The sequence below is a fragment of the Streptomyces sp. NPDC007856 genome, from assembly GCF_042868225.1.
Lineage (GTDB): Bacteria > Actinomycetota > Actinomycetes > Streptomycetales > Streptomycetaceae > Streptomyces.
On the sequence record NZ_JBIAEC010000001.1, the window covers coordinates 440,935 to 467,180 of the forward strand.

Annotated in this window: 23 protein-coding genes; 9 read left to right on the forward strand and 14 right to left on the reverse strand. The window is 71.5% G+C overall.

Going from position 1 to position 26,246, the window contains the following annotated elements; translation table 11 throughout:
- Window positions 1-64: 64 nt before the first annotated feature.
- Entirely contained in the window at window positions 65-976 is a 912-nt protein-coding gene (locus tag ACFYOH_RS02150) for a helix-turn-helix domain-containing protein (RefSeq protein ID WP_388620095.1), read from the reverse strand.
- A 170-nt stretch (window positions 977-1,146) separates the two neighbouring features.
- Here ACFYOH_RS02150 and ACFYOH_RS02155 point away from each other — a divergent pair, with 170 nt between their 5' ends.
- Window positions 1,147-2,187: an NAD(P)-dependent alcohol dehydrogenase gene (locus ACFYOH_RS02155; RefSeq protein WP_388620098.1), complete on the forward strand. Its 1,041-nt coding sequence runs from the start codon at window positions 1,147-1,149 to the stop codon at window positions 2,185-2,187.
- A gap of 106 nt (window positions 2,188-2,293) precedes the next feature.
- Here the strand turns inward: ACFYOH_RS02155 and ACFYOH_RS02160 are convergent, their stop codons facing one another.
- The 5 genes from ACFYOH_RS02160 to ACFYOH_RS02180 form a co-directional block, all read right to left on the reverse strand.
- Entirely contained in the window at window positions 2,294-3,010 is a 717-nt protein-coding gene (locus ACFYOH_RS02160; RefSeq protein ID WP_388620101.1) for a hypothetical protein, read from the reverse strand.
- Between the two features lie 102 nt (window positions 3,011-3,112).
- On the reverse strand, window positions 3,113-5,548 hold the full coding sequence (locus tag ACFYOH_RS02165) for a SpoIIE family protein phosphatase (RefSeq protein WP_388620104.1): 2,436 nt from the start codon (window positions 5,546-5,548) through the stop codon (window positions 3,113-3,115).
- Window positions 5,549-5,646: 98 nt separating this feature from the next.
- Window positions 5,647-6,477 carry a hypothetical protein gene (locus ACFYOH_RS02170; protein WP_388620107.1) on the reverse strand — a complete coding sequence of 277 codons (831 nt, stop codon included), beginning with the start codon at window positions 6,475-6,477 and terminating at the stop codon, window positions 5,647-5,649.
- Window positions 6,467-6,946, reverse strand: coding sequence for a DUF6114 domain-containing protein (locus tag ACFYOH_RS02175; protein ID WP_388620109.1), 480 nt, complete (start codon window positions 6,944-6,946; stop codon window positions 6,467-6,469). The genes ACFYOH_RS02170 and ACFYOH_RS02175 overlap by 11 nt, the downstream gene beginning before the upstream one ends.
- Before the next feature lie 87 nt (window positions 6,947-7,033).
- Window positions 7,034-7,657 carry a DUF6230 family protein gene (locus ACFYOH_RS02180; protein ID WP_388620112.1) on the reverse strand — a complete coding sequence of 208 codons (624 nt, stop codon included), beginning with the start codon at window positions 7,655-7,657 and terminating at the stop codon, window positions 7,034-7,036.
- A 321-nt stretch (window positions 7,658-7,978) separates the two neighbouring features.
- On the opposite strand from ACFYOH_RS02180, the gene ACFYOH_RS02185 reads away from it, so the two are divergent.
- Window positions 7,979-8,623, forward strand: coding sequence for a CBS domain-containing protein (locus tag ACFYOH_RS02185; RefSeq protein ID WP_388620114.1), 645 nt, complete (start codon window positions 7,979-7,981; stop codon window positions 8,621-8,623).
- Between the two features lie 177 nt (window positions 8,624-8,800).
- Here ACFYOH_RS02185 and ACFYOH_RS02190 read toward each other — a convergent pair whose 3' ends face one another.
- Complete coding sequence (locus tag ACFYOH_RS02190) at window positions 8,801-9,919, reverse strand: hypothetical protein (protein ID WP_388620117.1); 1,119 nt, start codon at window positions 9,917-9,919, stop codon at window positions 8,801-8,803.
- A 193-nt stretch (window positions 9,920-10,112) separates the two neighbouring features.
- Between ACFYOH_RS02190 and ACFYOH_RS02195 the strand changes: the two genes are divergently transcribed.
- The gene (locus ACFYOH_RS02195; protein WP_388620119.1) at window positions 10,113-11,267 is read left to right on the forward strand and encodes a cystathionine gamma-synthase; all 1,155 of its coding nucleotides are present in this window, start codon (window positions 10,113-10,115) and stop codon (window positions 11,265-11,267) included.
- Between the two features lie 100 nt (window positions 11,268-11,367).
- Here the strand turns inward: ACFYOH_RS02195 and ACFYOH_RS02200 are convergent, their stop codons facing one another.
- From ACFYOH_RS02200 to ACFYOH_RS02210, 3 genes are all read right to left on the reverse strand, one after another.
- Window positions 11,368-11,616: a hypothetical protein gene (locus tag ACFYOH_RS02200; protein ID WP_388620122.1), complete on the reverse strand. Its 249-nt coding sequence runs from the start codon at window positions 11,614-11,616 to the stop codon at window positions 11,368-11,370.
- A 31-nt stretch (window positions 11,617-11,647) separates the two neighbouring features.
- Window positions 11,648-12,151, reverse strand: coding sequence for a sigma factor-like helix-turn-helix DNA-binding protein (locus ACFYOH_RS02205; RefSeq protein ID WP_388620125.1), 504 nt, complete (start codon window positions 12,149-12,151; stop codon window positions 11,648-11,650).
- A gap of 151 nt (window positions 12,152-12,302) precedes the next feature.
- A complete protein-coding gene (locus ACFYOH_RS02210) occupies window positions 12,303-12,800 on the reverse strand; it encodes a MarR family winged helix-turn-helix transcriptional regulator (protein WP_388621038.1) in 498 nt (165 codons plus the stop codon).
- A gap of 161 nt (window positions 12,801-12,961) precedes the next feature.
- Here ACFYOH_RS02210 and ilvA point away from each other — a divergent pair, with 161 nt between their 5' ends.
- From ilvA to ACFYOH_RS02225, 3 genes are all read left to right on the forward strand, one after another.
- The gene (gene ilvA / locus ACFYOH_RS02215; protein ID WP_388620128.1) at window positions 12,962-14,191 is read left to right on the forward strand and encodes a threonine ammonia-lyase; all 1,230 of its coding nucleotides are present in this window, start codon (window positions 12,962-12,964) and stop codon (window positions 14,189-14,191) included.
- A 148-nt stretch (window positions 14,192-14,339) separates the two neighbouring features.
- The gene (locus ACFYOH_RS02220; RefSeq protein WP_388620131.1) at window positions 14,340-15,332 is read left to right on the forward strand and encodes an ATP-binding cassette domain-containing protein; all 993 of its coding nucleotides are present in this window, start codon (window positions 14,340-14,342) and stop codon (window positions 15,330-15,332) included.
- Window positions 15,329-16,129 carry an ABC transporter permease gene (locus ACFYOH_RS02225; RefSeq protein WP_388620134.1) on the forward strand — a complete coding sequence of 267 codons (801 nt, stop codon included), beginning with the start codon at window positions 15,329-15,331 and terminating at the stop codon, window positions 16,127-16,129. The genes ACFYOH_RS02220 and ACFYOH_RS02225 overlap by 4 nt, the downstream gene beginning before the upstream one ends.
- Before the next feature lie 96 nt (window positions 16,130-16,225).
- Here ACFYOH_RS02225 and ACFYOH_RS02230 read toward each other — a convergent pair whose 3' ends face one another.
- Complete coding sequence (locus ACFYOH_RS02230; RefSeq protein ID WP_388620137.1) at window positions 16,226-17,629, reverse strand: DUF2079 domain-containing protein; 1,404 nt, start codon at window positions 17,627-17,629, stop codon at window positions 16,226-16,228.
- Between the two features lie 332 nt (window positions 17,630-17,961).
- Here ACFYOH_RS02230 and ACFYOH_RS02235 point away from each other — a divergent pair, with 332 nt between their 5' ends.
- Complete coding sequence (locus tag ACFYOH_RS02235) at window positions 17,962-20,508, forward strand: amino acid permease (protein WP_388620140.1); 2,547 nt, start codon at window positions 17,962-17,964, stop codon at window positions 20,506-20,508.
- A 77-nt stretch (window positions 20,509-20,585) separates the two neighbouring features.
- Here the strand turns inward: ACFYOH_RS02235 and greA are convergent, their stop codons facing one another.
- Both greA and ACFYOH_RS02245 read right to left on the reverse strand, forming a co-directional pair.
- Window positions 20,586-21,086 carry a transcription elongation factor GreA gene (gene greA / locus ACFYOH_RS02240; protein WP_388620143.1) on the reverse strand — a complete coding sequence of 167 codons (501 nt, stop codon included), beginning with the start codon at window positions 21,084-21,086 and terminating at the stop codon, window positions 20,586-20,588.
- 194 nt (window positions 21,087-21,280) lie between these two features.
- A complete protein-coding gene (locus ACFYOH_RS02245) occupies window positions 21,281-21,679 on the reverse strand; it encodes a DUF4307 domain-containing protein (protein WP_388620146.1) in 399 nt (132 codons plus the stop codon).
- A 101-nt stretch (window positions 21,680-21,780) separates the two neighbouring features.
- Here ACFYOH_RS02245 and mca point away from each other — a divergent pair, with 101 nt between their 5' ends.
- Window positions 21,781-22,662 (forward strand): mycothiol conjugate amidase Mca, encoded by an 882-nt coding sequence (gene mca / locus ACFYOH_RS02250; protein WP_388620149.1) that lies wholly within the window; start codon window positions 21,781-21,783, stop codon window positions 22,660-22,662.
- A complete protein-coding gene (locus tag ACFYOH_RS02255) occupies window positions 22,655-22,900 on the forward strand; it encodes a hypothetical protein (protein WP_388620152.1) in 246 nt (81 codons plus the stop codon). Before mca ends, ACFYOH_RS02255 begins: the two co-directional genes overlap by 8 nt.
- Window positions 22,901-22,909: 9 nt before the next feature.
- Here the strand turns inward: ACFYOH_RS02255 and ACFYOH_RS02260 are convergent, their stop codons facing one another.
- Entirely contained in the window at window positions 22,910-26,113 is a 3,204-nt protein-coding gene (locus tag ACFYOH_RS02260) for a tetratricopeptide repeat protein (protein ID WP_388620155.1), read from the reverse strand.
- Window positions 26,114-26,246 lie beyond the last annotated feature (133 nt).

Here is a 26,246-nt window from a genome sequence, read left to right on the forward strand (position 1 = left end):
GCGAGGGGCACCCGGAGCGAGGCTCCGGGTGCCCCTTCGTCGTACGAACGCGCCGTACGAAGGTCTACGCCGACGGCACCGCGCGCGTCGCGTCCGTGCCCCAGCTGGCCAGGAGGCGCAGGGAGTCGGCGGACGGGGAGCCCGGCTCGGCGTGATAGGTGATCAGCGACTGCTCGGAGTCGTCCGCCAGGCGGAAGCCCTCGAAGTTCAAGGAGAGATCGCCGACCAGCGGGTGGTGCAGACGCTTGACGCCGTGGCTCTTCTCCTTGACGTCGTGCGTCGCCCACAGCCGGCGGAACTCCTCGCTCTTGACGGAGAGTTCGCCGACGAGCGCCGACAGCTTCGGGTCGTCCGGGTGGCAGCCCGCGTCCATGCGCAGGGCGCAGACGATGTCGATCGCCTTCTGCTCCCAGTCGATGAACAGCTCGCGGTAGTCCGGGTGCAGGAACACCAGACGCGCCCAGTTGCGCTCGCCCGCCGGCAGCTCCGCCCAGTCGCCGAAGACCGCCGCCGCCATCCGGTTCCAGGCGAGGATCTCCGAGCGGCGCCCCACGACGTACGCCGGTACGCCGTCCATCGTGTCCAGCAGCTGCCGCAGCGCGACCCGGACCTGCTGCTGCCGTGCCGCCGGCTTCTTCTTGTGCGACTTCGGCTTGGCCAGGTGGGTCAGATGCGCGTGCTCGGCGTCCGTCAGCCTGAGCGCCCGGGCGATCGAGTCCAGGATCTCCGCCGAGACGTTCCGGCCGTTGCCCTGTTCCAGCCGGGTGTAGTACGCCACCGACACCCCGGCCAGCTGCGCCAGCTCCTCGCGGCGCAGCCCCGGCACCCGCCGGTGCCGTCCGAAGTCCGGCAGCCCCACGTCCTCCGGTTTCAGCCGGGCCCGCCGGCTGCGCAGGAACTCGCTCAGCTCGGCCCGCCGGTCCAGCGGCCGCCCGGCGGCCGCTGCGGCCTGCGGTGCTGAGTCCCTGTGTGCCATGCGTCCAGTATTCCTGGTCGTACGCGCACCAGCCTGACCCCGCCAGTGGTAGGCACAGCGGTCGTACGCAAAGGCGTGGTCTGGGTGGCCGGCCGGGACCGCGGCAGGCTGGGGGCCGTACCCGGTCGGAAGGCGGCCGGGCACGGAACACCTGCTAGGAGAACCCCGGCATGACCACTGTTGCTGCGTACGCCGCCCCCGCCGCGAAGGCTCCGCTGGAGCGGACCACCATCGAACGGCGGGCGGTCGGCGAGTTCGACGTCCTGATCGACATCAAGTTCGCCGGAATCTGCCACTCCGACATCCACCAGGCCCGCGAGGGCTGGGGCGAGGCCATCTTCCCGATGGTGCCCGGCCACGAGATCGCCGGCGTGGTCTCCGAGGTCGGCCCCGGTGTGACGAAGTTCGCCGTCGGGGACCGGGTGGGCGTCGGCTGCATGGTCGACTCCTGCCGTGAGTGCGAGAACTGTCTGGGGGGTCTGGAGCAGTTCTGCCTCAAGGGCATGGTCGGCACGTACAACGCCGTCGGCAGGGACGGTGAGCCCACCTACGGCGGCTACTCCGAGAAGATCGTCGTCGACGAGAACTACGTCGTGCGCATCCCCGACGGCCTGTCGCTGGACGTGGCGGCCCCGCTGCTCTGCGCCGGCATCACCACCTACTCGCCGCTCCGGCACTGGAACGCGGGACCCGGCAAGAAGGTCGCCGTGGTCGGACTGGGCGGCCTGGGCCACATGGCCGTCAAGATCGCGCACGCGATGGGCGCCGAGGTGACCGTCCTGTCGCAGTCCCTGCGCAAGAAGGACGACGGCCTGAAGCTGGGCGCCGACCACTACTACGCCACCAGCGACCCGAAGACCTTCGGCGAGCTGGCCGGCACCTTCGACCTGATCGTCTCCACGGTCTCGGCGCCGATGGACTTCGGCGCGCTGCTGTCGCTGCTGAAGGTGGACGGCGCGCTGGTCAACGTGGGCGCGCCCGAGGAGCCCATCGCCCTGAACCTGTTCTCGGTGATCGGCGGCCGCAAGACCCTCGCGGGTTCGATGATCGGCGGCATCGCCGAGACCCAGGAGATGCTGGACTTCTGCGCGGAGCACAGCATCGGCGCCGAGATCGAGCTGATCAGCGCGGAGCAGGTCAACGAGGCGTACGAGCGGGTGCTGTCGAGCGACGTCCGCTACCGCTTCGTGATCGACACGGCGACCATCTGACGGGCGGCCGGCTCCGGGTACCCCTGGCGCCGGGTGCGGGGACGCCGTGGTCGCTCGTGCGGTTCCCGCGCCCGCCCCTTCGGGGGCGGGCGCGTGCGGCTCGGGCCTAGGCGATCGAGAACGCTTCCCCCGCGCGGCAGGCCCGCACGAGCACCCCGCCGTCCCCGTCCGGCCGCACGACATGGGCGTGCCCCAGCCCCGCCACCCGGACCTCGCCGTCCACCACGTGGAGCAGGGTGCTCTCGTCCACGGCGACCCCGTACGGCGCCGCACCCCGCCCGACCGCCGCGACCAGCCGTGCGAGCGTCCCCCACTGGGCGGCGTGGACGTCCACCGCGAACGGCACCAGCCCGAGGCCCGCCCGCACCTCGATCTCCGCCAGGTCCTCCCCGGTCTCCTCCGGGCACACCGGCACCCCGTCCACCAGCCACCCGCCGACCACGACCCGCCGGGCGGCGACCGCGGCACCGGCGGAGAACCCGGCGTACGGCATCCCGCGCCCGGCGAGCAGCGCCGGCAGCCGCTCCAGGCAGTCCGCGAGCGCCTCCTGGTACGCGGGCGTCAGCCCACCGCACACCAGCAGCCCGTCGACCCCGTCCAGCGCCGACTCCGGCTCGAACCGGCCGCCGAGCGGCACGAGCAACGGCACGGGAGTGCCCGCTCCCGCCTTGCCCAGCACCTCGGCATACCGCTCGAACTGCGCCGCCCCGTCCCCCTCGTCGACGATCAGGCACCCGATGCGCCGGCCTGCGCCGACCGCCCCGACGAACGGCTCGTACACCTCGGCGGTGTCCCACCCGCCACCGATCAGAAACGTGCTCACCGGTTTCCTCCCCGTCGCCGCGCACCTTGCGCGGCCTCCCTGACCTGGCCAACGGGGAATCTACGGGGGAGGGCCCGCCTGCGTCGCCGGAATTACGGGGCCTCATGCGGGCGGCAAAGGCTGCTCCGTCCAGACGGTCTTGCCGTCGTGGCTGTAGCGGGTGCCCCACCGCTCGGTGAGCTGCGCGACCAGGAAGAGCCCGCGTCCGCCCTCGTCCGTGCTGAGGGCCCGTCGCAGGTGGGGGGACGTGTGGCTGGTGTCGGACACCTCGCAGATCAGAGAGTGCGTACGGATGAGGCGCAGGGTGACGGGGCCGGCCGCGTACCGGTAGGTGTTGGTGACGAGTTCGCTGGCGACCAGCTCGGTGGTGAAGGCCAGTTCGGTCAGTCCCCACTCGGTCAGTTTCGCCGTGACCAACTCCCTGGCACGGGCGGCGGCGGTCGCTTCCAGGGGCAGCTGCCACGAGGCGACGTTCTGTGGCCGTAGCGCCCGGGTACGAGCGATGAGCAGCGCGATGTCGTCGGTGGGGAGGTGGCCCTTGGGCAGCAGCGCTTCGACCGTGGCGTTGCAGGTCTGGTCCAGAGGTTCGGTGGGGTCGGTGAGACATGCGCGCAGGTTCTCCAGCGCGGCGTCTATGTTGCCGTTGCGTGCCTCCAGGAGGCCGTTGGTGTAGAGCGTGAGCAGGCTGCCCTCCGGGAGGTCCAGGTCGTACGTTTCGAACGGCAGTCCGCCCAGGCCCAGCGGTGGACCCGCGGGCAGATCCAGCACGGTCACCTCGCCGTCGGGGGTGGACGCCATCGGAGCCGGGTGGCCGGCGCGTGCGAGGGAGCAGCGCTGGGAGACCGGATCGTAGACGGCGTAGAGGCAGGTGGCCCCGAGCACCTGCTCGATGGCCGACCGGTTGCCGTCATCGTTCGCCTCCTGTTCGGCGGCCAGCAGACTGACCAGATCGTCGAGGCGCGCCACCACCTCGTCCGGTTCCAGGTCGAGGCTGGCCAGGGTGCGCGCGGCGGCACGCAGACGGCCCATCGAGGCCGCGGCGTGGATTCCGTGGCCGACCACGTCCCCCACCACGAGGGCGACCCGGGCCCCTGACAACGGGATCACGTCGAACCAGTCACCGCCGATGCCCGGTTCACCGCTGGCTGGGAGGTACCGGCAGGCCACCTCCACGGCCGGCAGGTCGGTCGCCGCGCTCGGCAGCAGACTGCGCTGAAGAGTCAGCGCGGCTCTCTGCTGCTGGGTGAAGCGGCGCGCGTTGTCGATGCACACGGCCGCGCGCGAGGAGAACTCCTGGGCCACCGCGGCATCGTCGTCCTCAAAAGGCTCCGAATTGCGCGACCGCCACAGGCTCACCACGCCCAGTACCAGGCCGCGCGCGACCAGGGGGACCGCGATCAGCGAATGAACGCCGAGGCCCAGGGCGATCTCGGTCCGCCGCCGGTCCATGTCGTACCACTCGGGGCGCAGGGACAGCAGCCCTTCGAGAATCGGGCGACGCTCGGCCAGGCACCGCGCCTGTGGGGATTCCGGAAGCAGCGGGACCACCTCGCCCTCCTGGAACGGGACGCGGCGTTCCGGTGGTGCGAGCGCGGTCCGGAGCAGCGGGCCTGCCGTACCGGGAACTGGTTCGTCACCCAGCGCCACGGGTTTGAGGAGGTCGACCGAGCAGTGGTCGGCCAGGCCGTGGACGGCCACCTCGGCCAGTTCCCGAGCCGTCTGTGCCACGTCCAGAGAGGTTCCGATGCGGGCGCTCGCCTCGTTCAGCAGGGCGAGTCTGCGTTGCGCCCGGTGGCGGTCGGTCACGTCCTCGATCGTCTCGGCCACGCCGAGAACCCGGCCCGAGGGGTCTTCCATCCGGAATGCCGAGACGGACACGATCCGTTCCCGGCCCGGATCGTGGCGTGCCCGGGCGGACTGTTCCGTGAAGATCAACGGCTCGCCGGTCTCCAAGACGTGCCGTACCCGTTCCTCTGCCGGACCTGCGTCCTCGTCGACCATGAACTCGCGGGGTCGACGGCCTATCGGCGCCGAGGCCGGGACGCCGCTCGCCTTTTCGACCGCGCGGTTGACCCGGATCACCCTCCTGTCCGGGCCGTGGACGACCAGGCCGATCGGGGACCGGTGGTACAGCCCGTCCAGCAGCGCACGGTCCCGCTGCCAGGCGATCACCTCCGGAGCAGGAGCGCCGACCAGGAGCCATTCCTGACCGCCGCCCTCCCGGGTGACCGCACGCGCCCGGAAACCCATCTCCACACGGCGTCCGTCGCGGTGCCGGACGGTCAGGACACCGAACCATCCCCCCGCCTTCATGGCGTCCGCGACGACGGACCGCGCGATGGGCAGGTCACGGGCGTCGATCAGGAAGTCCTGCCAGGCGCGTCCGATCACTTCCTTGGCCGGATAGCCGAGCAACTCCTGCGCCCGTGCGCTCCAGCCGACCACGGTGCCTTGATCGTCGAGCACGGCCGAGGCGCCACGCCCCAGGGCGAACGGATCCTCCGGACTCTCGCTGAAATGAATCGACGGCGTCCCCATAGCCACCACCTTGCCTCCGTGACTTCGATGTTCCTCCCTGTGTTCTCCGTCCGCGACTCTCCGGTTCCTCTCGGCCCAGGCCCGCTCGGGACCGTGGGTCACCCGGCCGGGGCGTGGAGCAGCGGTTCCGTGATGGACAGGTTGCCGCCGAATTGGGCGACTGGTGAGACGGTCGCGTCGACGCAGGTGATCGTGCGTGTACGGGTGACCAGGCGCGCCAGCCAGGGTGGTACGGCGTCGGGGGTGATGGCGACGGTGCGGTTCACCGGGAGAGAGGCGCCGCCGAGGGAGGCGACCGTGCCGGACAGACTGCGGATGTAGAGGGTCACCACGCCGTTGCCGCCTTGGCCTGTGAGCGTGGTCTTGGACCTGGCCTGAAGTCGCACCGCCGCGCGGCCTCGGCCCGCGGTGACGTCGAGGTTGACGGCCGCCACGGACCGGGCGACGAACTTCAGTGCCCGAATGGGCCCGGCTGCGGTGCGCACGGTGACCACACCGCGGAAACCGACGGCCCGGAGTACGAGTCGGTCGGCGCGCAGTACCCAGGAGATGGTCGTGGGGCGGGCCGGCGTCGGGTCGAGTGGTGCGTCGGAGAAGGACCAGGAGGCCCCCGTGGCTGCTCGTGCGGTACTCGCGGACGGCCGCGCGGCGTGCGCGGGTGCCGCCCCGACGCCGGGGAGCGTCCGCGCCGGACCGGCCGGTTGCGGGGTGGCGCCTGTGGGGACGCCGGTGTCGACGCGGGTGAGGAGCGGGTTCGTCGACCAGGGCGTGGGGAGGCGCAGGACCAGGGGCACGGCGGCCGCGGCCAGTGCGCAGGCGACGGGCCGTGGTACTCGTCCGAGCATGCGGCGGGGCGGTGGAGTACGGCCCGGGCGGCGGGGCTCGGGGGCGGAGGAGTCCGTGGTCCGATGGGCGCGGTCAGTTGCCACGTCGGCCTTCTCCTGCCGGAACGGCCGTGGACCCACAGTCCGCCGGCGCCGTCGGCGGTTCGGTGGCGACGGGAGTCCAGGAGCAGGCCAGGGAGCCGCCGATCAGACCGCTGATCAGACCGAGGAAGAGCCCGCCGAGGTTCGCGACGGGGAAGGAGACGAGGGCGAGCAGGAGAGTGGCGATCCCGGCGAACAGGCGGAGGTGCGGCTGGTACCAGAGGGTGAGCCCCAGGGCGATGAGCAGAACTCCGATGATCAGGGCTCCGGCACCGGACGTGGTCGACATGGCCAGCGGAATTCCGGCCAGGTCCAGATTCGCGTACGGCCAGTACAGGATGGGCAATCCCGCCGTCGAGGTGAAAAGCCCCGCCCAGAAGGGGCGTTCGCCACGCCAGGTGCCGAACCTGTGCCGGGCGCGCGCCGCGGTGACGCGCAATCGGGATCCTCTGCCGAGGAGATTGGTGCTCACGTGTCTTTTCCTGATCAGCGGTGCGGCGTACGCAGGGCCGTGTGGCGCGGATGCGGGGGCGTTCGGCGGGTTCGGCCCGCCCAGGGCTCAGGAGCATTCGTGGCGGCCGTGCTCGATCTGCACGCGCAGGCCGGGAATGCTGAACGTACCGGCAGAGAGCGCGACCGCGGTCACGTGCACGTCGGTCAGGGTGACCGACGTGGCCTGCTGTCCGAAGCCGTTGGGGTCGAAGAAGGGCGAGTTCCTGTCGCCCGGATTGATCGGGCCCTTGGTGATCTCCCCCTGTGCGATGCCCTGGTCGAGTCCACGGAATTCCGCCTGCCCGGCCGACTGGAACGCCGTGTCGAGGAACAGGTTCGATGCCTCGACCGGTCGTTCGTCTCCGCCGGTGAGCTTCAGCGTCTGGGGGCCCAGCACCGGCACCTCGATCACCACGGACTCGCACAGCCCGCTGATCGTCGAGTGCCGGGATCCGGTGACCTGGACCGGCACACGCTCGCCCTGCCTGGTCACGTCCACCATGCCGTAGATGCTGAGGCCGCGAGCGGTCAGCGTGTCAGCGGTGACCTGGAATCTCTGGCCGGAGATGAGGAACGACGCGGCCAGTGCCCCCTGCCCCATGGCGATGCCGAGGGCTGCGCAGGCTGCGATGCTCGGTACCAGGACTGCCGCGAAGCGCCGCCAACGGGTTCTGCCAGCGCGGTGCGACATCCCGTCTCCTTCGATCACGGTGCGAGTCCGGTCACATCTTGACGAAGTGGATATTTTCTCGTTGTCCAGTGACGGATCCTAGGCTTCCGGTTGCGGCAACCGGCTGCACGCCAGGGCCGCCGTACGGGTGACGCACACGGTGCTCGGCCTTTCGGGCGACAGACGGTGCACACGCACTGTGGGACAGCCGGCCCCTCCGTCAGGCCGAACGTCACTGGTCGCCGGGGCGGCGCGGTGTTGTCATGGGTAGGGAGACGGGGGTGGACGAGCGGCCCGGGGGCCGGGGCTCCGCCCCGCCGCGAAGTGGAGGAGGCCGATGCCATGCTGCACCGCCGCACGGTCAGTGACGTGATGACCGAGGAGGTCATCACCCTCCGCCCCGACACACCGTTCCACGAGATCGCCGCCTTGCTGGACGCCAACGACATTGCCGCGGCCCCGGTCGTCGACGACGAGGGCGCTCCCATCGGCGTCGTGTCCGCGTCCGACGTGCTGCGGCACGAGACCGGCATGCCCGACCCGCAGGGGCGGGACGGGAATGACGAGCACGCATGGGGCAAGGCTCGGGCCCGGACCGCGGGCGCTCTCATGAGCAGCCCCGTCTTCACGGCCCGTGCCGACTGGACGATCCCCCGGGCCGCGCGGGAACTCCGCAGGCGGCACGTCAAGCAGTTGCCGGTGGTCGGCGACCACGGGCTCCTGACCGGCATCGTCAGCCGCAGCGATCTGCTGGACGTCTTCATCCGCTCCGACGTCGAGATCCGCGGCGAGGTCGAGCGGGACGTCCTGGGGCGCATCCTCGGTCTGGAGAAGGGCACCGTCGCGGTCGAGGTCCGGGACGGCGCCGTTACGCTGCGGGGGCACGTCCCGGAACCGCGTCTCGTCCCGGTGGCCGTGGGCCTGTGCCAGGGCGTCGACGGTGTCGTTGCCGTGGACGCCCAGCTTGCGGCCGTCCGGGCGGACTGATCATGGTCCGCCGGCAGGTGGTACTGGATTTCTGTGGTGATCCGGCCGTGGCCAAAGGCGGTCAGGACCTTCCGGTACGCGGTCCGGGAGGCCTCGGCGGTGGTGGCTGGGCCGGGGTGTGAGTGTGGATCGCCGAGTGGTACTGCGTGCCCACCTCGTTGCCCCTGGGCCGGCGGTTCAGCCGGGCAGGGTGGCCGGGCTGCCGCCGTTGGCCTCGTATCCGGCCACCGCCAGGGCGCGGTAGAGGGCGAACTCGGCGGCCGGGTCGGCGGACAGCGTCCAGGGCAGGGCGCCGATGTGCCCGTCCACGTGTATCAGCTGGTGCATGGCCTCCTGCCAGCGCTCGGCGCGCACCAGGAAGAAGACCAGCAGATGGCGGACGTGCGCGAGCATCGGGTCGTCGGGGCGGGCCGAGTGCACCGCGTGCAGGGCGCCGTGCATCGCCTTGGTGACGACCTCGCTCTGGTAGAAGCCCGCCACCAGGTTCACCTCGGGGAGGTGCTCGAAGACCGCGAACAGGGGCAGCGCGGCGAGCAGCGAGCCCTGCGGCGCGCGGGCCGCTGCGGCCTCGGCGAAGGAGTACGCCTGCTCGCGCGAGCCGTGCCACTTCTCGCACCAGTGGTGCAGCGCGGCCAGATGCGCGCCCATGTGCTGCGGGGCGCGGTCGAGGATCTTCAGCCACAGCTGGTCGAACTCGGCCTGGGAATAGGCGAGTCCGCGGGCGATGGACAGCTCGACGATGTACGGCACCGGGTCGCCGGGGGCCAGCAGGGCCGCCTGGGCGCACGCGTCCCGGGCCTCCTCCATGATGATCCGGAAGTCGTCCGTGCCCGGCGTCGAGGTCCGCCAGGCCTGCTGCACCAGGAACTCCGCGTAGACGGCGGCGCAGCCCGCGTCCTTGGGCTGCTCGGCCCGCCACACCCGCAGCCACTGGCCGCCCGGCGTCTCGTGCACCCCGCCGGGCCGCTGCTGCAGCTCCAGCGCGGCCGCGCCCGCGAAGGCCTGGACGCGCTGCCAGCGCAGCTCACCGTCGGTCTCGGTGCCGGCCAGCAGCTGGGAGGCCGCGCGATAGTCCTGCGTGCGCTGCACCAACTCCAGGACGTCCAGCAGGTCCTGGTCCGGGCCGGGCATGCGCAGGTCCAGCTCCTCCTGGCGCACGAAGCCATAGGCCGCCGGGTCGGCGGCGTCCGGGTGTCCCGGGGGGACCTGCTCGATCACGCCGCGCCTGCGCCGCATGACCGACAGCAGCACGAAGCTCAGCATGAGCAGCGCCATGAGCAGCCAGAGAATCGACATGCCCCAAGCGAACCAGACGCCGCCGACAATTGGCCAACCCCGCCGCCAGGCTGTGGAAAACTCCGGTCCCGTTCATGACAGGACACTCCGGGGCGGTGTCCGTACGGGGTCCACGCAGGGAAGACCCTTCGTCCGGTGCCGCCTGTGCCGGGCGGGCGTCAGCATCCGGCCGGGCGCACTACGCTCGGTGCACATGAGCGACAGGCACATCAGTCAGCACTTCGAGACCCTCGCGATCCACGCGGGCAACACCGCGGATCCCCTCACCGGCGCGGTCGTCCCGCCGATCTACCAGGTCTCGACCTACAAGCAGGACGGCGTCGGCGGGCTGCGCGGCGGCTACGAGTACAGCCGCAGCGCCAACCCCACCCGCACCGCCCTCGAGGAGAACCTCGCCGCGCTGGAGGGCGGCCGTCGCGGTCTCGCCTTCGCGTCCGGCCTGGCGGCCGAGGACACCCTGCTGCGCACGCTGCTCAGCCCCGGTGACCACGTGGTGATCCCGAACGACGCCTACGGCGGCACCTTCCGCCTCTTCGCCAAGGTCGTCACCCGCTGGGGCGTGGAGTGGTCCGTCGCCGACACCAGCGACCCGGCCGCCGTACGGGCCGCGATCACCCCGAGGACCAAGGCCGTCTGGGTGGAGACCCCCTCCAACCCGCTGCTCGGCATCACCGACATCGCCGCCGTCGCCGCCGTCGCGCACGACGCGGGCGCGAAGCTCGTCGTCGACAACACCTTCGCCACGCCCTACCTCCAGCAGCCGCTGTCGCTGGGCGCGGACGTCGTCGTCCACTCCCTGACCAAGTACATGGGCGGCCACTCGGACGTGGTCGGCGGCGCGCTGATCGTCTCCGACCAGGGCCTCGGCGAGGAGCTCGCCTACCACCAGAACGCGATGGGCGCCGTCGCCGGCCCCTTCGACTCCTGGCTGGTGCTGCGCGGCACCAAGACCCTCGCGGTGCGGATGGACCGGCACAGCGAGAACGCCGCGAAGATCGCCGACATGCTGACCCGGCACCCGCGCGTGACCAGCGTGCTCTACCCGGGCCTGCCCGAGCACCCCGGTCACGAGGTCGCCGCGAAGCAGATGAAGACGTTCGGCGGCATGGTGTCCTTCCGCGTCGACGGCGGCGAGGAGGCTGCGGTCGAGGTGTGCAACCGGGCCAAGGTGTTCACGCTCGGCGAGTCGCTCGGCGGCGTCGAGTCCCTGATCGAGCACCCCGGCCGGATGACGCACGCCTCCGTGGTCGGCTCCGCGCTGGAGGTCCCCGGCGACCTGGTACGCCTGTCCGTGGGCATCGAGAACGCCGACGACCTGCTGGCCGACCTCCAGCAGGCGCTGGGCTGACGCCGCACGCCCTGAGGCGGGGCCGGGTCACGCAGGCCTGCGGGGGCCTTTGGTGGGTGGCCGTGGCTCCGCCGCGGGGCGCGAACTTACGCCCCCCGGCTCACCAGCCGGTGATCGGCGGAGTCGTCTGGGAGGGCGGTTCCGTCCACGGGTGCACTCGGGCCGCCCACACGCTGAACGCGACGGCTGCGGCGCAGGCCAGCAGCCACAGCACCCGGCGGACGAGCTGCCTGTGCCGCAGCAGGCGCTCGCCGCGGCGCACCGCCTCCCCGCACAGGTCCGGCGGCACCGGCGCCGGGGCCTGTTCCATGATCTGCCGCGCGGCGGCCTCCCGCTGGGACCGGTTCACGCCGCCCTCCCGTTACGCCGGGGTCTCGCTGTCATGACGGCGCCACCTCCCTGCCCGCCGTCCGTGGTGCGGGACGGCTCGGGGGGTGCAGCAGCGTGGCCGTGGCGCGGTCGCAGATGGTGTGGACGCGTTCCCGGGGGAGTCCGAGGAGGGCCGCTGCCTGTTCCTCGGCGACGCCTTCGTAGAGGCGCAGCACCAGGATCAGCCGCTCCTGCGGGGTGAGCGCGGCGAGCGGGCTGCGCGGATCCGGGCGGGTGCGGCCGAACGCGCCGTACTGGTGCCATGTCGCGCGTGCGAAGCGGGTGGCGAGGTACTGGCGGGCGCAGTCGTACGGGTCCTCGCCGTGCAGCCGGTCCCAGCGCGCGTAGGTGTGGGCGAGGGCGAGCGTCAGCAGGCGCCGCGCGCGCGGGTTGGCATCCGGTGCCTCCGCCGTCAGCAGCGTGGCGGCATGCAGCAGACGTCCGGCCGCACCCGCGACGAACGCCTCGAACTCCCGGGCCCGGCGGGCACCCCGGGACGCCTGCCGATCACGCACCGCGCCTCCCCCTGGAGGGGCCCTGTCCGGTACGGGACAGGTGAACCGCGTACGAACGACACAGGGCCCGGTGGTCTCATATGAGGCCAGCGGGGGCCCGGGGTCAAGACTTCGGCACGGACCGGTGCGTGTCCGCGGTGGGAGCCCGTCCTCAGGACGCCGGCGGCTGCTCCGCCGGCGCGGGCCCCTGCACCGTCATCCGTGCGGACAGCGCGCGGTTGAACCGGGTCAGGAGCGTGCAGAACTGCTCGCGCTCCTCCGGTGCCCAGTCCTGCGTCAGCTCGGCCATCAGCTGGCGCCGGGAGGAGCGCACCTCCTCCAGCCGGGAGGCCCCGCGCGGGGACAGCTGAAGGACCACCGCACGCCCGTCCTCGGGGTGCGAGGTGCGCTTGACGAGCCCGGTGTCGACCAGCGGAGCCACCTGCCGGGTGACCGTGGAGGAGTCGATGCCCATGCTCGCGGCGAGCGCCTTGACGCCCATCGGGCCTTCCTTGTCGAGGCGGTTGAGCAGGAGATACGCCGCGCGGTCCATGGAGTTGCGCACCTGCCCGACCCCGCCGAGCCGCGTCTGTTCGGCACGCCGGGCGAACACCGCCACCTCGTGCTGGAGGGTGTCGAGAAGACCGGTGGTCGTCATGTCCATCGACATTTCAGGTGTTGTGGGCATGGCCGGAGGCTCGCTTCATGAAGGGCTGCTGGTTGGGGGACAGGGTACGCGGCCCGGCGGCGGGCCGTACCGGCGCTGCGCAAACCGGTCTCGGAGCTTGGTCACACCCGTCGTGTACGACCGTGAACTGCGATGCTGGAGTCATGAGCTACGGCACGGCTGACTCCTTGCGTTCCGTCACCCTGGACGATGTGCGCGGAGCGCAGAAGATGCTCTCGGGTGTGGCGCGGGTGACCGCGATGGAGGGCAGCCGGCACCTGACCCAACTCGTCGGCGCACCGGTGCATCTGAAGTGCGAGAACCTGCAGCGCACCGGTTCGTTCAAGCTGCGCGGCGCCTATGTGCGGATCGCCGGGCTGCTGCCGGAGGAGCGGGCGGCCGGGGTGGTGGCCGCGAGCGCCGGGAACCACGCGCAGGGCGTGGCGCTGGCGTCCTCGCTGCTCGGGGTGCACTCCACGGTGTTCATGCCGAAGGGCGCCCCGCTGCCCAAGATCAGCGCGACCGGCGACTACGGCGCCGAGGTGCGCCTGCACGGCCAGGTGGTCGACGAGACGCTGGCCGCCGCCGAGGAGTACGCGGCCGAGACGGGGGCGGTGTTCATCCACCCCTTCGACCACCCCGACGTCATCGCCGGTCAGGGCACGGTCGGCCTGGAGATCCTGGAGCAGTGCCCGGAGGTGCGCACGATCGTCGTCGGAATCGGCGGTGGCGGGCTCGCGGCCGGCATCGCGGTGGCGGTGAAGGCGATCCGGCCGGACGTCAGGATCGTGGGCGTACAGGCGGAGGGCGCGGCGGCCTACCCGCCCTCGCTGGCCGCCGGGCATCCGGTGTCGGTGGAGAGCCCGGCGACGATGGCCGACGGCATCAAGGTGGGGCGGCCCGGCCTGGTGCCGTTCGGGATCGTCAGGGACCTGGTCGACGAGGTGCGCACGGTCAGCGAAGACCAGCTGTCGGCCGCGCTGCTGCTGTGCCTGGAGCGGGCCAAGCTGGTCGTGGAGCCGGCCGGGGCGAGTCCGGTCGCGGCGCTGCTGGCCGCGCCGGGCACCTTCGAGGGGCCGGTCGTCGCGGTGCTCTCCGGCGGGAACGTGGACCCGGTGCTGATGCAGCGCGTGCTGCGGCACGGCATGGCCGCGCAGGGCCGCTACCTGGCCGTTCGGCTTCGGCTGACGGACCGCCCGGGCGCCCTCGCCACGCTCCTCGGGGTGTTGTCAGTGGTCGACGCTAATGTCCTCGACGTGAGCCACGTACGAACCGACCCCCGGCTCGGGCTCACGGAGGCGGAGGTGGAGCTGCACCTCGAGACGAAGGGCCCGGCGCACTGCGCCGAGGTCGGCCACGCCCTGCACGACGCGGGTTACACCGTCATCGGCTGAGAGCCCGACGGCGGGCCTGGTACTGATCGGTCACTCGTTCGAGTCAATCCCCGGTCCACCCCATTGAGGAACGCGATACATCGCGTTATGGTGTGGACAGCCTTCCGAAGCATCCCGGACGACGACCCCCGATGACGTGGAGACAGACATGCCAGGCGCCATCCATGCCGAAGGCCTGGTGAAGACCTTCGGCGACGTAAGGGCTCTCGACGGCGTAGACCTGGACGTGCCCGAGGGCACGGTCCTCGGCCTTCTCGGGCCGAACGGCGCCGGTAAGACGACGACCGTCCGCTGCCTGACCACCCTCCTGCGCCCCGACAGCGGCAGGGCGGTCGTCGCGGGCGTGGACGTACTGAAGGACCCCGACGCCGTACGCCGCTCCATCGGCCTGTCCGGCCAGTTCGCGGCGGTGGACGAGTATCTGACCGGCCGGGAGAACCTGGTGATGGTCGGGCAGCTGTACCAGATGAAGGGCAAGGCGGCGAAGGCGCGCGCGGAGGAGCTGCTGGAGCAGTTCAACCTCGCGGAGGCCGCCGACCGCCCCACCAAGACCTACTCCGGAGGCATGCGCCGCCGGCTCGACCTCGCCGCGGCCCTCGTGGTCTCACCGCCGGTGATGTTCATGGACGAGCCGACGACCGGCCTGGACCCGCGCAACCGCCAGCAGCTGTGGGAGGTCATCAAACAGCTCGTCTCCAGCGGTACGACACTGCTGCTCACCACGCAGTACCTGGAGGAGGCCGACCACCTCGCGCACGACATCGCGGTGGTCGACCACGGCCGGGTCATCGCCCAGGGCACCTCCGACCAGCTCAAGGCCCGCACCGGCGGCGAGCGCGTCGAGGTCGTCGTGCACGAGCGCGAGCACATCGCGACCGCCACCGAGGTGCTGCGCGGCTTCGGCAAGGGCGAGGTCACGGTCGAGGAGCACACCCGAAAGCTCACGGTCCCGGTGACCGGCGGCGCCAAGCTGCTCGCCGAGATCATCCGTGAGCTGGACACCCGCGGGATCGAGATCGACGACATCGGGCTGCGCCGCCCGACCCTCGACGACGTCTTCCTGTCGCTGACGGGACACGTGGCCGAGGCAGCCGACCAGGCCGACCAGGCCGAGGCGAAGGACAAGGAGACCGTGAAGTGAGCGCCGTGAGCGATTCCCTGGTCATCGCCCGCCGGAACCTGATCCGCATGGGCCGGATTCCCGAGATGCTCGTCTTCGGGCTGATCCAGCCGATCATGTTCGTGGTGCTGTTCACCTATGTGTTCGGCGGCTCGATCCAGGTCGGGTCGTCCAACTCCACCCAGGCCTACCGTCAGTTCCTGATGGCCGGCATCTTCGCCCAGACGGTCACGTTCGCCACGGCCGGCGCCGGTGCCGGCATCGCCGACGACATGCACAAGGGCCTCATCGACCGGTTCCGCTCGCTGCCGATGGCACGCGGCGCGGTGCTGACCGGGCGCACCCTCGCCGACCTGGTACAGACGGCACTGACCCTGCTCGTCCTCGCGGTCGTCGCCCTCCTGGTCGGCTGGCGCACCCACGAGAACGTCGGCAAGGTGCTCGCCGGATTCGGCCTGCTCCTGCTGCTCGGGTACGCGTTCTCCTGGATCGGCGCGCTCATCGGCCTGTCCGTGCGCACTCCCGAGGCGGCCACCTCGGGAGGTCTGATCTGGCTGTTCCCGCTGACGTTCATCTCGAACGCGTTCGTGGACGCGAACCAGATGCCGGCCTTCCTGCGGCACATCGCGGAGTGGAACCCGTTCAGCGCCACCGTGCAGGCGAGTCGCGAGCTGTTCGGCAACCTTCCCCCGGGCTTCCAGGCGTCCGGCGCCTGGCCCATGCAGCACCCCGTGTGGGCCTCACTGATCTGGTCGGTCGTGATCATCCTCGTCTTCCGTACGCTGGCGGTCCGCAAGTACCGCCGGGCGCACGGTTGATGGCTCGGCCGTCCCGCATCGGCCCCCCTCCGGGCGGAGGGGGGCTTCCACGACCCGCGCCGCCGTCGGCCATCGGGATCCCCGAGGCGCTTCGGGCTACGTTCGGGTGAGTACCGCGTACTGCTGGTCGTTGAACACCAGCCGGTACCGGGTGCCCGGGTGCAGCCCGTTCGCGTAACCCGTGACGTCCTTGATCGGGGACGACCAGCCCGATGCCAGATCCAGGGCGATGTACTGCGGCACCACTCGCCCGGTGTTGCCGACCCAGTACACCTGGGTGCGGCCCGCGAGATGCGCCATGAGTCCGGTGTTCGCCTCCACGCTCACCCCGGACGGTATGAGCCGTACGGCTTGCGCGCCGGCCTCGGCCCGTGGGCCGCCGTCGAAGGTGCCGGAGTCCAGCAGCCCGCGTACCGGCAGTTGCAGGCACAGCGTGCCGGCGACCGCCGTCGCGGCGGCCACCCCGCCACGCGCGTACCCGCGCACCCAGTCCCGCGGCGAGGCCTCGGCGCGGCGGATGCCGTCGATCAGCGCGACGAACACGATCGGCATGAGCACCGCGCTGTAATGCCAGTCCCGCCCCCAGTAGTTCGGATCGTCGGCCAGGAAACGCCACCCCAGGGTCGGCAGGGCGATCAGCACGAGCCGGGACCGCAGCACGAGGAAGGCGGTCACCCCGAGCACCCACAGCAAGGTCTCGGTCTTCGTCCCGATGCCGTCGGTGAGACCGCCCGCCCCGGAACCGTGGCTGACCTTCCCCCAGTAGTCGTAGTCCCCGTTCGTGTTGAACCACGGAATGATCACCGTCATCACCACCGCGGTCGCGGCCGCCCCGAACGCCCCCAGCGCGGCCCCGAGACGCCGTTGACCTGCCAGGAACAGGCACAGACCGATCGCGGCGACGGTCAGCCCCAGGTCCTCCTTCACCAGCACCAGGGGTGCGCTCCACCAGGCCGCGCGGCGCCACCGGCCGAGTGCGAGCGACCGCAGAGCCAGGGCGAGCAGCGGCATGGCCAGGGATATCTCGTGGAAGTCGAAATCGACCGCCTTCTGCACACCCCACGACAGGCCGTACGCGGCCCCCAGCAGAATCCCCTTGGCGCGGCCGAGGACCTCCTCCGCGGTCGCCGAGACCACCGCGGCCGAGCAGGCGAACAGCGCGGCCTGTACGACCAGCAGCGTCACCGGTGTCGGAAAGAGCCGGTAGGCGGGCGCGAGGACCACCAGGGCGGGGCTGAAGTGGTCACCGAGGATATTGAAACCCGGCCCCTTGATCGTGGCTATCGGTGCCCGGAGATGCGCGTAGGAGGACACGACCTGCTCGAAGATCGACAGGTCCCAGGAACTGGTGGCGAACCGCTCGAACCTGGCGACCGACAGCACCGTGTAGATCACGAACAGCGCGGCGCCGAGCCACAGGTGCGGGCATCGGAGCACCCCGGCGACCGAGGCGAGCCGGATCCTCGCCACTTTGGCCTGTTCGGCGGCGGCAGCGTTCACGAGCCCGCCGCCGTCTTCTCAGCCGTGTTCAACTGATCCCTCTTCGAGACGGCGACGTCTTCGAGAGCCTTGTGAGGGACACGACCGCCTGTTCACCCTTGCCGGGGCGCCCCGCCCCGCCGAGATCACCCATGATCTTCACTGACTGTACATGGGCATGATCAGTTAGTCGAGCGTTCGACTGCCCCGTCGGGCTGCCTCGTGCTGTTGCGGAGGAAAGGGACCCGGCGGTGCAATCAAGTGTGAGGCACTTTGGCGGCACCGTGTCCCCGGGCCTCCCCGCTCCCGGGACGGGGGCCCGTCGGAAGGGGCTCAAGACCGACGCCCTGGGCATGTTCTCCTCGGTGACCATGGGCCTTGCCTCCGCCGGCCCGGCGTACAGCCTGGCCGCCACGCTGGGCATCATCGTGGCCGGGGTCGGACTGCAGGCCCCGATCGTCACCATGCTGGCGTTCGTCCCGATGCTGCTGGTCGCCTATGCCTTCCGGGAGCTCAACGCGGGCAACGCGGACTGCGGGACCACCTTCACCTGGGCCACGCGCACCTTCGGACCGCGCGTCGGCTGGATGGGCGGCTGGGGCCTCATCGTCGCCAACATCATCGTCATGGCGAACCTCGCCGACATCTCCGCCGCCTACGGCTTCCGGCTGGCGGGCCTGAACGAACTGGCGGAGAACCGGCTGTGGACCACCGTGGCGGGCATGGTCTGGATCGCCGTGCTCACCGTGATCTGCTACGTCGGCATCGAGTTCTCGGCGGCTGTACAGCGCTGCCTGCTGTGCCTGGAAGTGGCGATGCTGATCGCTTTCGCCGTCGCGGCGCTGGTGAGGGTCTACACCGACCCGCCCCCGACGGCGATCCATGTGTCCGCCTCCTGGTTCAACCCGTTCGAGGTGCCCTCGGCCAGGGCCATGACCTCCGGCATCCTCGCGGGGGTCTTCATCTACTGGGGCTGGGACACCACGTTCACGGTCAATGAGGAAACCGTCGACAGCACGCGCATCCCCGGGCGCGCCGCGGTGCTGTCCACCGTGCTGCTCCTGATCATGTACGGCCTGGTGTCCACCTCCACGCAGGCGTTCGCGGGAGTCGGCACGTCGGGCATCGGGCTCGGCAACACGCGTGACTCGGACGATGTGCTCTCCGGACTGGGCGAGGCCGTGTTCGGGGGAAGCGACACCGGGCTGATCCTGTCGAGACTGCTGATCCTGATGGTGCTGACCTCGGCGCTGGCCTCCGCCGAGACCACCATCCTGCCCCTGTCCAGGACCGTCTTCTCCATGGCGGTCCACAAGGCGATCCCCTCCCGGTTGGCCCGGATCCACCGCAGGTTCCTCACCCCGACCTGGGGCACGGTCGGCATAGGAGCGGCCTCGATCGCCCTGTTCGCCCTGCTGGCGTCGTGCAGCCAGAACATCCTGGCCGACTCGATCGACTCGGTCGGTCTCGCGATCGCGTTCCAGTACTCGGTGACCGGCTTCGCCTGCGTCTGGTACTACCGCAAGATCCTCACCCGCAGCACCCGGGACCTGGTCTTCAAGGGCATACTGCCGGCGCTGGGCGGGCTGACGATGATCTCGCTGTTCCTCTACGCCGCCTTCGTCGTCTACGCGAAACCCGGGTACGGCACGACCGCCGTCGACCTGCCGCTGATCGGCCGGACGGGCGGGGTCACCGTACTGGGCCTGGGCGCCCTGCTGATCGGTCTCCTGCTGATGCCGGTGGTCACCCATGGCCATACCGTGGCCCTCAAACTCCAGCGCAGTCTGCTTCCGCGCCACCTGCCGGCACACACCGCCGTCGACTCGGCGAGCCGCTACCAGCCCGCCGACAGCGGGTCCGGGGTGGGCGGCGACTGGTACGACGTCATTCCCCTGTCGGGGAAGCGGGTCGGCCTGGTCGTCGGAGACGTGCTCGGTCACGGCATGCGTGCCGCGGCCACCATGGGACGCCTGCGTACCGGTGTGCGCGTGCTGGCCCGGCTGGACCTGAGCCCGGACGAGGTGCTGTCCCGGATGGCCGACCTGGTCGAGCAGACCACGCACGAGGGCGGGCCCGACCGAGGCCCGGGCCACCGCGGGCCGCACGCCGACGAGGCCCTCGGCGTGAGCTGCCTGTACGCCGTGTACGACCCGTTCTCGGGGAAGTGCGCTCTCGCGCGGGCCGGGGAGCCGGTGCTGGCGGTCGTCGACCCGCACACGGGCGCCGTCGGCTATCCGGAGCTGCCGAGCGGGCCGCCGCTGGGAATCGGTGGCCCGCCCTACCAGAGCGCGGAACTGGATCTCGCGCCGGGCAGTCTCGTCGCCCTCGGCACGGACGGCCTCCTCCAGGCGGCCGACGACCGCGCCGCCGGGCTCGCGCAGCTGTCCCGCGTCCTGGCCGACGGCCGGGCGTCCCTGGCGGCGCTGTGCGACAGGGCGGTGGCCGCGATGCTGCCCGGGCCGGTGGACGTGGACGCGACGCTGCTCGTGGTCAGAACCCGCCTGCTCGACCGGAACCAGTTCGCCGAGTGGCCGGTAAACCCGGACCCGGCGGCGGTGGCCACCATCCGCACCGCCGTCACCAAGCAGCTCGGCGACTGGGAGCTGGACGACCTGGCCTTCACCACCGAGCTCGTCGTCAGTGAACTGGTCACCAACGCCATCCGCTACGTCGGCGGGCCGATCCGCGTACGCCTGATCCGCGACCGGACCCTGATCTGCGAGGTCTCCGACACCGGCCACACCGCGCCCAATCTCCGGCACGCCGCGAGCGACGAGGAGGGAGGACGGGGGCTGTTCATCATCGCCCAGATGACCCACCAGTGGGGCACGCGCTACACGCGCGCCGGCAAGACCATCTGGACCGAGCAGGACATGCCGCCACCGGCCGGCCGGTAGCGGCACGGCAAAGCCCCCGGGGTCCGGCGGAATCCGGCGGACGCCCGGGGGCCCGAGGTCATGTCGGGTGGGGTGGATCAGCCCGAGTACGGCTCGGCCTTCAGGATCGTCACCGAGGCCTTCTTGCCGTTCGGCAGTTCGTACTCCGCGTCCTCGCCGACCTTGTGGCCGATGACTCCGGCGCCGAGCGGGGACTGCGGCGAGTACGTCTCGATGTCGGCGCTCGCGTACTCGCGGGAGGCGAGCAGGAACGTCATCGTGTCGTCCTCGTCACCGTCGAAGGCGATCGTGACGACCATGCCCGGCGCGACGGCACCGTCGGCGGAGGCCGGGGCCTCGCCCACCTTGGCGTTCTCGAGAAGCTGGGTCAGCTGCCGCACGCGCAGCTCCTGCTTGCCCTGCTCCTCCTTGGCCGCGTGGTACCCGCCGTTCTCACGCAGGTCGCCCTCCTCGCGCGCGGCCGCGATCTTGGCGGCGATCTCCGTGCGCGCAGGACCAGTAAGGTACTCAAGCTCGTCCTTGAGCTTGTTGTACGCCTCCTGGGTCAGCCAGGTGACGTTCTCGCTGGTCTGGGTCACAGGGTGCTCCTCGTCGGTACTGGGAATACAAAGCATCGCCCTACCCAGAAGAATGTTCCCTCATGGATGGGCGAAACCACGAGCCTAACAATTCAAGGCCGGAAGGGGGAGGACATAAGCCATCAGAATCACATCAACGCAGGTCAGCGTGTACGTATTCCGGGTGAAGCCGGTGAGTGTCCGGCCGGCCCCGGTCAGCCGGTATGGCAGCCGAGCAGCTCGGCCGTGGTGCCCTTCGCCGTCGTACGCAGCGTGACGACCTTGTCGATGCGCGTGGCCGACCCGGTGAAGCGGAAGTCGGCCCGGCCCACCTCGGAGCCGTCCGCCGCCTGGGAGCGCAGGGTGCAGTAGCCCGAGGTGCCGGAGTCCTTGTGGACCTCCAGATGCACCTTGACCGCGCTGTCCGTGGTGTCGAAGGCGATCACCTGGGCGCTGATCCTGCTCTCCACGACATAGTGGTACGCGAAGTATCCGACCAGTGCGAGCAGGGCCGCGCCGAGCACCGCACCGGCGACCTTGAGCTTGCGGTCCGCACGCTCGTCCGAGGAACGGCCGTAGCGGCCCTCGGGCAGCCGCGCGCTCGCCGTACTCATGATCGTCCTCTCCGCGGAATTATTCGCCCCCCGATTCCGTCACTATAGAAGCCGCCGATCGCGCCGGGACCACGGGGCGCCGACTTACCGAGGATTGAGTCTTGACTGACCAGTTGCGACTGATGGCCGTTCACGCGCACCCCGACGACGAGTCGAGCAAGGGCGCGGCCACCATGGCGAAGTACGTGTCCGAGGGGGTGGACGTGCTGGTGGTGACGTGCACCGGCGGAGAGCGCGGATCCATCCTCAACCCGAAGCTGCAGGGCGACACGTACATCGAGGAGCACATCCACGAGGTACGCAAGAAGGAGATGGACGAGGCCCGCGAGATTCTCGGGGTCAGGCAGGAGTGGCTCGGCTTCGTCGACTCCGGCCTGCCCGAGGGCGACCCGCTGCCGCCGCTGCCCGAGGGCTGCTTCGCCCTGGAGGACGTCGACAAGGCGGCCGGCGAGCTGGTCCGCAGGATCCGCGCCTTCCGCCCGCAGGTGATCACCACCTACGACGAGAACGGCGGCTACCCGCACCCCGACCACATCATGACCCACAAGATCTCCATGGTGGCGTTCGAGGGCGCGGCGGACACCGAGAAGTACCCGGAGGCCGAGTACGGCCCCGCCTACCAGCCGCAGAAGCTGTACTACAACCAGGGCTTCAACCGCCCCCGCACCGAGGCGCTGCACCAGGCGATGCTCGACCGGGGCCTGGAGTCGCCGTACGGGGAGTGGCTCAAGCGCTGGAAGGAGTTCGAGCGCGCCGAGCGCACGCTGACCACGCACATTCCGTGCGCGGACTTCTTCGAGATCCGCGACAAGGCGCTGATCGCGCACGCCACGCAGATCGACCCCGACGGAGGCTGGTTCAAGGTGCCGATGGAACTGCAGAAGGAGGTCTGGCCGACGGAGGAGTACGAGCTGGCGAAGTCCCTCGTGGACACCTCCCTCCCCGAGGACGACCTCTTCGCGGGCATCCGCGACAATGCCTGACATGAGCGCAAGCGTGAGCCTGGCAGTGACGCACCTCGTCCCCCTCGCCAAGGAGGTCGACGAGAACAAGGTCACCCCCGGTGTCCTCGGCTTCATCGTCTTCGCGGTGATGGCCCTGGCGGTGTGGGGACTGATGAAGTCGATGAGCAAGCACATGAACAAGGTCGACTTCAAGGAGTCCCCGGACCGCGAGGCCGAGCGCACCGAGAAGGCCGACTCCGCAGCCGATCGGGGCTGACCCCGGGCATCAGCGCGCCGCCGCTACCGCCACCCCCATCACCTCCCGGGCGTGGCGGTCCGGCGTCATGCGCAGCCGCCAGGCCTGCCAGCCGTCCTCCAGGCTGACCCCGCGCTCCAGCAGCAGGGCGTACGCCGGGACGGAGTCGGCCAGCTTCTCGTCCCGCAGGGGATGGCCGGCGCGGGCCAGCCGGGCCAGCTCCTCCTGGGCGACCGCCGTGCCCACCTCCACCCCGCCGGGTGCCGCGTAGGGCAACAGGGTGCAGCGCAGAAAGCGGGCCCAGTCCTCGCCGCGCCGGTCGCCGTAGGAGACGAACAGGTCCAGCGCCTCGTCGGCGAGGGCCAGCGCGGCCTGGGTACGGGCGTTGCCCGCGTCGACCACCGCCAGCTCCAGGCACGTCCACGCCTCCCCGTGCGCGACGCCGATCCGCTGGAAGTCGGCGCGGGCGTCCACCAGGAGCTGCCGGGCGAAGCCGGAGTTGCGCAGCGAGCCGGTCTGCGCGGCCCGCTGGTCGCGGGTGACCCGGGCCGAGTGGTGCCGGGCGCAGGCCAGGCCGTAGACGTCCCGCATCCGGGAGAACATCGTGCGGGACCGCTCCAGGTCGCGCACCGCCGCATCCAGGTCGCCGGCCTCCTCCAGCGCCTGGCCCAGGTAGTACAGCGTCCACGCTTCGCCGCGCGCGTCCTCGTTGTCCCGGTGCCGGGCGGCGGCCCGCCGCAGGCCCTCGACGGCCGGTGCGGGGTCGCCGGCCACCAGACGGGCCCGGGCCAGCTGGGTCAGCGCCCAGGCCTCGCCGCGCGCGTCCTGCGTCCGGCCGCAGCGCTCCAGGGCCGACCGCAGCTCTGACTCCGCGCGCGGTACGTCCCCCATGCGCAGCGCCAGCTGGCCGAGCTGGAAGTGCGCCCAGGCCTCGCCGTGCACCGAGCCGCCCTCGCGGTGCAGGACCAGGGAGCGGGTGAGCAGCTCCAGCGCCTCCGCGAGCCGGCCCCGGTCCCGCTGGACGGCGGCCAGGGCGTGCATCGTCCAGGCCCGGTCCGTGGCCAGCTCCGGCGCCGCCTGCAGATCCAGCGCCTCCCGCAGCTTGGCGGCGGCCTCGGTGAGCTGGCCCTGGTGGTGCAGGGTGATCCCGAGCGAGCCCAGCGCGCGGGCCGCACCCGCGTCATGGTGCGCCTCCCGGTACAGGTCCACCACCGAGGCCAGCGTGGCGCGCGCCTTGTCCAGCTCGCCCAGCTGCCGGGCCGCGATCCCGGTGCGCCACTGCACCGAGCGCACCAGCAGCCCCTGGTCCACGGCCTGCGCCAGCTCGCTGATCTCCCCGAGCCGGTACAGGTCGCCACGCAGCAGGCAGTAGTCGCACAGCGCGCCCAGCAGGTTCTGCACCGCCCTCTGGTCCACGCCCTCCGCGTGCCGCAGGGCCGCGGTGATGAAGCTGGACTCGTCGTCCAGCCAGCGCAGCGCCTCGTCCAGCGAGGTGAAGCCGTGCGGGCCGAACTGCTGCGAACGCGTCGACATGTTCCCGTCGACCAGGCGCAGCACCGAGTCGGCCAGGTCCGCGTAGTTCACGATCAGCCGTTCCTGCGCCGCCGCGCGCTCGGCCGGGTCCTCCTCGTCCAGCAGCCGGGCCTGGGCGAAGGCGCGCACCAGGTCGTGCAGCCGGTAGCGGCTGCCGCGCACATGGTCGAGGAGTCCGGCCCGGGCGAGGTCGGCGAGCTGCCGCGTGGCCTCGGCCTCGTCCGTGCCGAGCAGCGCGGCGGCCGCCGCGGCGCCCAGCGAGGCCCGGCCCGCGAGCGCGAGCCTTCTCAGCAGCCGACGCGCGGGCTCCGGCTGGTCGGTGTAGCGCAGCCACAGGGCACGCTCCACCGGCTCCACCGGGCCGTACGCGCCCAGGTCCGTGGCCAGCTGCCGGGGCGAGCGCGGGCCGAGCGCGGAGCCCGCGATCCTGAGCGCCAGCGGCAGCCCGCCGGTGAGGTCCCGGATCCGGTCGGCGGACTCGGCGTCGTACGGCCCCGACGCGTCCTCGGCGACGGCCCCGAGCAGTTCCTCGGCACCCGCCGCGTCCAGCGCCTCGACCGGCAGATCGTGCACCCAGGCCGGCAGATCCGCCGGCAGGTCCAGGGCCGTACGGGCGGTGACCAGGACCAGACTGTCGGAGCGCTCGGGGACCAGCGCCCGCACCTGCTCCGGGTCCGAGGCGTCGTCCAGCACGATCGTCACCGGCAGGCCGGACAACTGCTGGTGGTACAGCTCGCCGAGCCGCTTGACCTGCTGGTCGGGGGAGGACCGCTCCCGGAACAGCAACTGTTCACGGGGCGCCCCGAGCCGGTTGAGCAGATGCAGCAGGGCGTCCCGGGTCGACAGGGGCGGCTCCTCCCGCCGGCCGCCGCGCAGATCCACGACCACCGCGCCGCGGAAGTGGTCCCGCAGCTCGTGCGCCGCGCGCACCGCGAGCGTGGTCCGGCCGGAGCCGGGCTCGCCGTGCAGCACGACCACCGTGGGCCGGGTCTCCGTGGCCGCCCGGGCGGCCTGCGCCCACTGCCGGATACGTGCCAGCTCCGCCCGGCGTCCCGCGAACGGACCGTCCCTGTCCGGGAGTTGCCCGAACGACTGCTCCAGCACCGAACGCCGGCGGGCCGCCGCGCTCTTGTCCGCGCCGCGCAGTGCCGGGCCGCCCTTCTTCTTCCGGACCGTGGCGGCGGTCAGCACCCGCTGCTGGTCGAGGAACGGGCGGATGCCGCGCACCTCCAGCGCGGTCAGCCACTGCAGCCGCAGCTGCTCCGGCCCGCCGGGCTGGCCGGCCGCGCCCGCGCGGTGATGCGCGGCGGGCAGATGGGCACCGGCCGCCTTCACCACGGAGGCGGCGGCACCGACCACGCCCGCGGCGGCACCCGCGCCGACGGCCGTACCGCTGCCGGTGCCGAGCAGGAGGTCGGCGCCGGCAGCGGCCACCGCGGCGACCACCGCCACCAGCAGGGCGGTTCCGGCGCCCTCGTGGGCGTAGCGCTGCCCGAAGGTCAGCCGGCCCGCCTCGGTCTCGTCCAGCGCACGGACGTAGGCCTCGTACTCCTCGCCGGCCGCCTCCGCCATCGCGCCCAGCGCGCCGCGCGCCCGCGACAGCAGCAGCTGCCCGTCGATCCGCCCGCCCGAGCGCCGTACCTCCTCCTCGACGGCCCGCACCAGTAGCCGCTCGGCCTCCGCCCGATGGCCGTCCCGCATGTCCCGTCCCCCTCCGGCGTCAACTCCCTTGTCCACGAGTGTCCTTCGTGGGACGCGGAAGCGGGAGGGGTGGTGTCCGGTGGGGAGTTGGGGAGGTGCGGCAACGTCCTTGTGAGCGTGTTCCGTGCGGTGC